Annotated in this window: 7 protein-coding genes; 1 reads left to right on the forward strand and 6 read right to left on the reverse strand. The window is 43.3% G+C overall.

What is annotated here, in order from left to right:
* Positions 1-22 precede the first annotated feature (22 nt).
* Complete coding sequence (locus tag ABL924_RS09290; protein WP_349026811.1) at positions 23-910, forward strand: hypothetical protein; 888 nt, start codon at positions 23-25, stop codon at positions 908-910.
* Positions 911-992: 82 nt separating this feature from the next.
* Here ABL924_RS09290 and ABL924_RS09295 read toward each other — a convergent pair whose 3' ends face one another.
* The 6 genes from ABL924_RS09295 to ABL924_RS09320 form a co-directional block, all read right to left on the reverse strand.
* A complete protein-coding gene (locus ABL924_RS09295; RefSeq protein ID WP_349026812.1) occupies positions 993-1,811 on the reverse strand; it encodes a hypothetical protein in 819 nt (272 codons plus the stop codon).
* Between the two features lie 519 nt (positions 1,812-2,330).
* A complete protein-coding gene (locus tag ABL924_RS09300) occupies positions 2,331-4,994 on the reverse strand; it encodes a DEAD/DEAH box helicase family protein (protein ID WP_349026813.1) in 2,664 nt (887 codons plus the stop codon).
* On the reverse strand, positions 4,994-6,673 hold the full coding sequence (locus tag ABL924_RS09305; RefSeq protein ID WP_349026814.1) for a site-specific DNA-methyltransferase: 1,680 nt from the start codon (positions 6,671-6,673) through the stop codon (positions 4,994-4,996). The genes ABL924_RS09300 and ABL924_RS09305 overlap by 1 nt, the downstream gene beginning before the upstream one ends.
* 53 nt (positions 6,674-6,726) lie before the next feature.
* Positions 6,727-7,434, reverse strand: coding sequence for a hypothetical protein (locus ABL924_RS09310; RefSeq protein WP_349026815.1), 708 nt, complete (start codon positions 7,432-7,434; stop codon positions 6,727-6,729).
* A complete protein-coding gene (locus tag ABL924_RS09315; RefSeq protein ID WP_349026816.1) occupies positions 7,424-8,221 on the reverse strand; it encodes a hypothetical protein in 798 nt (265 codons plus the stop codon). The genes ABL924_RS09310 and ABL924_RS09315 overlap by 11 nt, the downstream gene beginning before the upstream one ends.
* Before the next feature lie 361 nt (positions 8,222-8,582).
* Positions 8,583-8,790: hypothetical protein (locus ABL924_RS09320; RefSeq protein WP_349026817.1), on the reverse strand; the 208-nt coding region annotated here is incomplete at its 5' end.

An 8,790-nucleotide genomic window follows, 5' to 3' on the forward strand; every position in this document is an offset into this window, starting at 1 on the left:
GAAATCCTACGAGCAGGGCAACATGCCAAGTCCGGCCAGGAATTTGATTGAGGGAAAGCCTGTTGTTTCAATTTCCAAACAATCAATGAAAGCCAATTTATCCCCAAAAATCTTCATCTACATCGCCTTACCTTGCGAAGCAAAGCCAATCATTGATTTTTATCGGCTGAGAAAAGATAATGCAACCAAAAGCTTTGCCGTTTATGGCAATAATGAGATATACCTAACCATCACTGGAATTGGCAAAACTGCGATGGCAGCGGGAGTCGCTTATACCCAAGCCTTGTTTTCATCAGCATCAAATCCGGTAATGTTGAATGTTGGTGTTGCAGGACACAAAGACCACCCCATCGGCAGCGTGTTTTTAATCGACAAAATCACCGATGGTGACAGTGATCGACGCTATTATCCACCGTTAGTGTTTACACCGCCCTGCCCTACTAATAGCCTACAAACGGCAGCAAAGCCCCAGCTTATCTACCCGCCATCACAACTCTGCGACATGGAAGCCTCCGCATTTTACGAGACGGCGACGCGGTTTACATCCGGTGAATTGATCCAGTGCCTGAAAATAGTCTCAGACAACGAATCATGCCCTGCCCATAACATTCAACCCAAGCAAGTATTGGAACTTATAAGCACACAGCTATCAACCCTTGCAGCCATTTTGACAAAATTAACCCAACTAGCTGAACTGCTAAACCCGCCAGAATTGGCCAAATTCGATCAGTTATTGAGCAAATATCACTTCACCGTTAACGAACAAATCCAATTAAAAAAATCACTATCTCGCTGGTGTTTGGTAAAAGACGAAATTAGGATTGAATTTGTGCCTGACTCAGCCACAAACGGCAAGGAATTCCTAAACTTGTTGAATCAACAGATTAGAGAGGCGAAATTTTATTTGTAATGCCTCACTATCGAACGCAGCCTTGATGAAGGGAAACGAAATCGAAGACTTTTGATGTCCTGAAATTCTGGATTCCGTAAACTCACTTGCTGCCCCGCTTTAACAGTTCGCCTCGCCGCACTCCGGTGGTCATCGCCATAAGTGCCAGCAAATAGAGTTTATCCCAGTGTGATTCTTGACAGGCTTTAAGCAGTAGTGGGCGCTCTGCATCGCTTAATACGCGATTGCGGCGTTTGGTGTCGTCATCAATAACCACATTGCGAACGATGTTGGTATCGACATAGCCACGGCTTAAGGCGAATTCGTAAGCGCTCGATAACACGGCTTTCTTGCGGTTGATGGTGGTGGGGCGTTGACCTTCATCCACCATGCAATCAATGTGTTCGCATAGGTCGAAAATATCAATGTCGCTCATAATCCGGTCGCCAAATACCTTGCACCAATAATCTACCCGCTGCATCTGGCCTGTGTAGCCTTTCTTGCTCCACTTGCCCAGGTATTCCGTGCAAACATCGCGGAAAGTCTTGTACCTGATCCGCTTACCCGCTTTCATAAACAATTCCGCGCCGCCCATGATTTCAATTTCTTGCGGGGATAGTTGCAATAGCTCTTTTTTGGTGAGTCGGTTAATTACCGCTAACCGGGTTTGGTTGCGGATAGCAAACAGATCAACGCCCAATTGCTTGAACAGTTCCTCGCCGCCCATGCTATCAATATGAACATCGGACAACGCCAACAAAGTTGCCGCTTCCATGTTTGGAATGTTTTTTATGCTATGTTCAATATTATCCGCCCATGCTTGAGCTAATAATTGGGACGGGAAGGTTTTGTTTTTGACAATGCCCTTCATGCGGACATCTGCGCGGTAATTGCCGTTTGCTAAAGTGCGAATGTAAGCCATTACACACCTCCACAAACATCGACAAAGATCTGCCTTGGGTGCAGATCGGACAAACGAACTGGCTTTGAATAAATAATTTCTTGGATTGGATTTTTAGCCTCGGATTAGGCTAAAGGGGATTTGTTTTCTTGGTTCATTACCCCACTTCATTGGGCAAAATAAAGCAGAAGTGCGCCTAACTGCGGTTATGTTGCTTCAACTCGACGGGCAATCTTGCTGAAATACTTACGAATCAATAACTTTGGTGATGGGTCGTGCGCGGCTCGAACGCGCGACAACCGCATTAAAAGCTCGTATCAATCCTACACCAAATAACTGCATACTACGTATAACTCCCTATAATCGATAGCCTAACAGATGATAAAAAGCGTGTAAAGTAGTTAAAAGCAGTATGAGGAAATATAAACCACTGTAGTTTTTACTGTAGTTGGAACGTGGAAAATAAAAATGCCTAGCTGTTATTTTCGGCTACATAAAATCACTGAAAATGCGGTGTCCCAAGACCAATATCCAAACTGTTTAGTCAATCAATTTATCAATTTGTTGATAAACAGTTTGCCCTTGATCGTTTTTGAGTTCCGCCATTAAGAATAGGCATAGACTGCCGCTTTTCTTTGCCCACAATTCACCCACTGCCTTTTTCTCCCGTGAATCATCGTTTGTCACATAGACCTTGCCTTTATACTCGACGACCAATAACCTGCCATCAACTAACTCAGCGATAAAATCAGGATAAAACCAACCTTTTGCCAGTGGCAAGCGAAAGGCCACTTCATCCTTATTCACTAAATTCCTAATCCAGTGTTTTACTTTCGGGTGGCTATCAATCAGCTTGGCACATTCAAACTCTTCGCCGTCTTCCTTCAAATCATCAATCATTGGATAGAAATGTTTGGAAAACTTATACCGTCCTTGATAAGGCTTATTCGTTGCGTAATAACCAGGCTTAAATTCAAACTCATGGTCAAAGCGTGTTTCCAGTTGATCGGTTTCCTCAAACAAAGCAAGTTGAAAACCCTTTTCCACCGCTTGTTGTCGATAGCTCTCGATCTGCTCACGAACAGCCCGCGCCAGCACAAATTTACTTCGCACTAATCCTGTCAAAGGCAAACTACGGGATTTAGTCAGATTGCCAATCAGCTTCGCCAAAAATGCTCGTAACTGAGATGGAATCAGCCCAATATTACGGACTTGTGGCTCAAGCCAAAACAGCAAATCATTTTCGGTATAACCGCTTTGCACCCAATCCAGGTTGTAAGCCTGATTTTGATCGGCAAGGCGGTAGCTTACCTTCTGGTTATCAACATCCACTTCAAAGGTATGCGCGGTTTGTACCAGATTGAAATTCGGCAATTCCGCCGGAAAATCCGACAACGACCAATCACCGCGCCAGTGCAAGAAAGCATCGCTATCCAGCAATTCCCAAAGATCGCCTTGCTTACAACACAGTTGCGGCAACTTCGCAAAGACTTCGCCGCGTTGCGAAGGCGCACGGGCAACGATTACCCGCAAATTATGCTGCTCAATTTGTTCGCTCAGTTGTTGCTTTTGTGATCCGCTAACCGTTTTCAGTATGTGGGTTTTGAATTCGGCTAATGCTTCACCCTTAACCTCAAATTTAGTGGTATTGTCCGGGGTTATTGTTACGGTTACATTGGCAAATTTTTCTAACGGTAATTCGACTTCACCCTCAACTTCAAAACAAAGTATCGGCTCTCTTACCACTAATAAATCACCCAAATCCTGCCCATCAAACATATCATTTTGGTTAGGATTTCCACGCAATAAATTTTCGGCAACTTCCATTGCCTCAAAGCCCATATCAATCAACTTGTCGGTAAGCTGTTTGACAACAATCGAAAAATCCGGTGAAGCCAAATGTGCATAAGCGCGGTTCAATGCTTCACTGCTACGCCGTTTGGCATAAGGCATCCGCAGCACACGGCCTAATAATTGTTCGGCATCCTTGCTGGAGCGCACATCTTTGACCGAACAAAACACATAAGCAAACGAGCAATCCCAGCCTTCTTTCAAGGCTTCGATGGTGATGATGTACCTGATCGGGCAAGCTTGCAAAAACAAGTTTAAACCGTCCAACCCCCGTTGTTGTCCGGTGGCTATGGCTATTTCCCGTTCATCTATTTTCAGTTGTTCTATCAAATGGGTTTTAAGCACATCGACTGGCACTTCACCGTTTTTTGCATCGGCTTGGAACAAAACGATAGGCCTTACAAAATCACTTTCCTTTTGCGCTTCCAATGCCAGTTTTTTGCCCGTTAAGAAGGCATCACGCACGGCGGCTTGCCAGTCCTTATGCTCAGTCAACACAATCGGCAGTTTAATCATATTTTCGGCTTTCAATTCCGAAGCAGAACAGCGATATAACACGTTTGATGCGGAGGTGTTGCTGACATCCGGTGTCGCCGTGAATTCGACAATACAGGCCGGATGCAAGCGTTTTAAGGTGTCGAATGTTAACTTGGTACGGGCATTATGGGCTTCATCCATAATCACTAACGGTTGATGCAATGCCAGCAAATTAGCGAATGAATTTTTGATTTTGCCGATGTCTTCTGGTCGCAATCCGTTTTCCTGCACATCCTTTTCGCTGATGCGTTCTAACCGATTTTCCGGGTCGGTTACACCCACAAAATGCGGTTCAAAATCTTCATGGTTCACATATACTTTACGACCGCTAGTATCTTCTACCCGCAACGCAGCCAATGTACCGACAATAATCAGGGTTTTACGGCCTATGTCTTGGCGGTGTATCTGGGTGACTTCACCCACGTCAAACACCCGTAAGCGATCCAAGCCAAATTCGTTTTCCAGCTTTTGCCGATAAGGATGTCCTACGGTTTTCAAGGCATCCAGCGTTTGCTGCCTAATCGTATTGGTCGGCACTAACCACAACACAATCGGATAATCTTGCTCCAGATAGGCTTTTTGCGCCACGCTCACGGTGTATGAAGCCAGCACAGTTTTCCCGCCGCCCGTCGGTAAGCGTAGGCATACGTAAGGCATTTCGCCAAAGTCGTAAGCGCGGTAAGGGATTGGTTTTTCGATTTCTTGATCGAGTTGTGCTTGCTTAAAGGCATCGGCAACCGAGCCGCTACGGGCTAAAGCCAAGAAATGTGATAAAGCAGTTAAAGCACGGGTTTGATAGCCCTTTAACTCAAACATTACACCGCCCTCACATCATAAGGGATTTGCTTGAACATGATATTTTCCGCTTCCAGCCGCGCTTTACCGAAGCGACTGGCTTCGCCGTAGATGATCTTGCGCCCGTTATATGGTGGCAACCTGTCCAGCACGGCTTGGGTCAGCACATTGCCGCCTTGCGGCCTACGGTCGCCCAGAATGCCGTTGTACAGCAGATAATAAGCAGTATCATCATGAATGCCCAACAACGGTGAATCGGCAGGCGTTGCCAAAGGCACACGGATTTCGCAAAACCAGATATGCGCCGCCAAGGACGCAAAGCGCACGTTATGATGGATTGCGCCGTGGGCATCAAAAATCGTCTCGCCCAATCGGAAATAATGGAAGCCGCCGCCCCCTTGCCAATTGACCGCCTTGGAAATGCCACCCTGTTCGCCTTCGACAACTTTCTTTAAGCGCGGCTGGCAATGGGTTTGGGCGTGGTCGCCCATTTCAATGCCGATGTAACGGCGGTTCATTTTGTGGGCAACGGCGGCGGTTGTGCCTGAACCGAGGAAAGAATCTAAAACCAAGTCATTTTCTTGTGTAGATAACTCAATTATCCTCTGGATTAATGCTTCTGGTTTTTTGCCATTAGGGAATCTTACATCACCTTCTTTAGTTAAATTATTAAGCGGGAATCCATCCCAATATGTGCCAATTTTTTCCATTTTGACGATACTATTACCTTTTTTTACTGATATATCACTAAGCCATGCCAAAAGGTCTCTATTGTTTCCTTTGTAATAAAGTGTTGTGAGTTGCCCTTTTGATCTTCCAGATTTAGGCACATATTCGATACTAAAAAAATCACCTGCTCCTTCGGTTGCTTCCATAACCCTTGTTCGTATAGAGCTTTGTGCATTCGTATCTCTAAATATTTTTTTAAAGTATTTTATATAGCACGCTTCTTCGGTGAGATTATCTTCATCCATTAACTCTTTGATTGTTTTTATAACAACATTTTTATGGCTATAGATTCTAATTTCTTCCCCCGTACCATCTTTTGTAGCACAAAAATATTCTTTATCACCAAAATCAATTAGTACACGAGTATATTTCCAACTCTTTCCTGAATCCCTCATTTCGTAAATTAAGTCAAATAAATCTTCTTCCGCATACACGTCATTAAATTTACCAAATTGATTTTTGTTTTTCGTATAAATCAGAACATATTCAATATTTTTTTTTAATCTTTTGTCTTCGCCACCGCCACTAGCTCCAGACGTTTGCTTCATTTTGACACTTACTTTGTTTATAAAATTAGCCCTACTAAACACTTCGTCTAACATTACCATTAAATAATGTGATTCATTGTCGTCAATTGAGACGAAGATACTGCCATCTTCCGCCAACAACTCCCTAAGCAGTTCCAGGCGCGGGTACATCAGGCTTAACCAAACCGAATGCTCCAAGTTGTCGTCGTAATGCTCAAACGCCGAACGGGTGTTATAAGGCGGATCAATATAAATGCACTTCACTTTGCCCGCATACAGTGGCAACAACGCTTTCAGGGCTTCCAGATTGTCGCCCTGTATCAGCATGTTTTCTGTGTTGGCATCACCCGCGCTAAGTTCCGGCACGGCCTCCAGCAAGCGATAAGGCACTTTCTGCACGGCGCGTACCGCTTCATTTTTGTTTAGCCAGTCGAGTAAGGGCATGTTAAATTATTTGTGCTACTAATGAACACTCTGTAAAACTAAATGCAAATGAATCAAGAAAATGATGATTCTATTTGTTCTCTGTAATCCTTGATAAGGCTATCCTCAGTTACGCCTCCCCATATAAACCAACGAAACAATTCATCCAGAATATCCATTGCGTCAGGACTTAACATATATTCGGAAACCTTATAAGAATCATGATGTGAGCCGAAAGGTTGAAGTTGGTCTAGTCGTAATATTGACTCCTCGCCGCCTGGAAAAGGTAATTTATCCCAATGGAATTGTGGAAACTCACAATGCCGAACACGTTCAACAAATTCAGGGCTATAACCAGCCCGATTTATATTTTTACCGATACCATAATATGGTGCAGCAAGAAATGTAGGTGCTGTTGCATGATTAGGCTTTCCGCGAGTAAGGGCTTTGTCAATTTTTATGCCGTCAGAGCTAAATACTAAACACGGTCTTTTTTTCGCTCTATAAGCTACCCAAACTTCATTGTCGTTCAATGGCATTGCTGCAACTGGAAGGGTTGTTTGTTTTAAAGGTTGATTAACCTTAAGGGGGGAAACATGAACAGTAGCTGAGTTATGCTGTGTAGCTTGGGTTCGACCAATGGGATCAAAGGTATAGGGTGTTTGATCTACATGAGGCACAAAAGAAAAAATAAGAGCGCCTCTGCATAGCCTAGAATTTTCGTTCTTTACCCACCAATCGCTAGGTGAAATTAACGATTGAAGGCTATCATCAGGAAACATCGTTTCCTTTTCTAGTAGAAGATTTCCAAACCTCGCCAGAAAATTCCGCAGTAAACTCACCTGCCGAAAACTTATCCCCAGATAAGGACTCTAACCACGCCACGCCTTGCTCATAGACTTTATCGTATCTTGGGTTCTTTACAGGGTTTATTAGCTTCGGTTTCGTTGATTTACGTTGTTGATGTTGTTTCCTCAAGTCAGCCATTTTTTGACTAAATTCTTTCTTTTTCTTGTTTGATAAACTATCCATTCGAAGAGATTGTTGGTCTTCGCTTTTTAGTGGTTTATCTTCAATTACGAGGCTAAGGTCTAGGCATTCATTTGGTGCGGCAGAAAGCATAGGTTTGGTTTTGTAAACATAATCCAACAGACTAGGTGTGTCTTTTCCAAACGTCCGAATATATTGCTTCAAGTTCCTGGTAATAACAGGAGGTAAAGCCCGTTGTTTTTCATTCAGCAAACTGTCGTTTTGTAACTCCCATCGAAACCAATCATCTTTATCCCCATAATCACTAGGGTATTGCGATTTATTTGCATGGATAGCTAATAATGCTGGCTCTATCCTTGAATTAACAGTTTGTGACCAAGGCCCGAATTTATAAAATTGCCAATTAATGCCCGTATAAGAGTTACCATTGTTCGAACTTGCGTAACTGAGATCAGCTAAATAAACGTATTTTATTAAGTGTATCGGGCCGAGTTGCCGATCATAACTGTTATCCTTATCACCTGCTACTAGCAGTGAATACTGGATAATTTGGTCGATTTTGCTCGTGTCAGAAGGCATTAAATTATTGTTGCCAAACAAGGAGTAACCGAAAAGTAATTAACATCGATTGAATAAAACCTTCTGAGCAAATGTTAGGAAGGTTCATTTTTGGGCATTGCTGGAAGGACTCAATTTTCGCTCCCCCAGAAATAAGTAACCCTCCGGGGTGCGCTGTTCTTATGGGAAGCGTGGAGGGTGTTGTTACGTAGCATTATATTACTAAAAGGTAATAATTCAAGACGGTTAAGTACAAATTGTATTTGTGGCATTTTTTAATGCTTCTGCTTTTTATTAAAATTTACAGGATGTTTTATATGAAAAGATCACTTTAGGTGTTTTCTATGGGCTTTTGTAATTGCGCCTTATTTAACTCAGGCAGTTAAGTTGCATTGATGAACATAGCCCGTCTCTGCTTTACCAGATTGGGTTGATATTTGTTTTTATCCTGCTGGTCTTTAAACCCCAGCCTTACGTATAAATTACCGCCAATCCCAGGAACAACTTCACCCGCTGGGTTCATATCGCTGTCTTCTGCAAAATAGACATATTCAAACCGTTTGCTGATGTCTTCTGAAAATTCCTGTTTT

The sequence above is a fragment of the Methyloglobulus sp. genome (assembly GCF_040079455.1).
Classification (GTDB): Bacteria; Pseudomonadota; Gammaproteobacteria; order Methylococcales; family Methylomonadaceae; genus Methyloglobulus.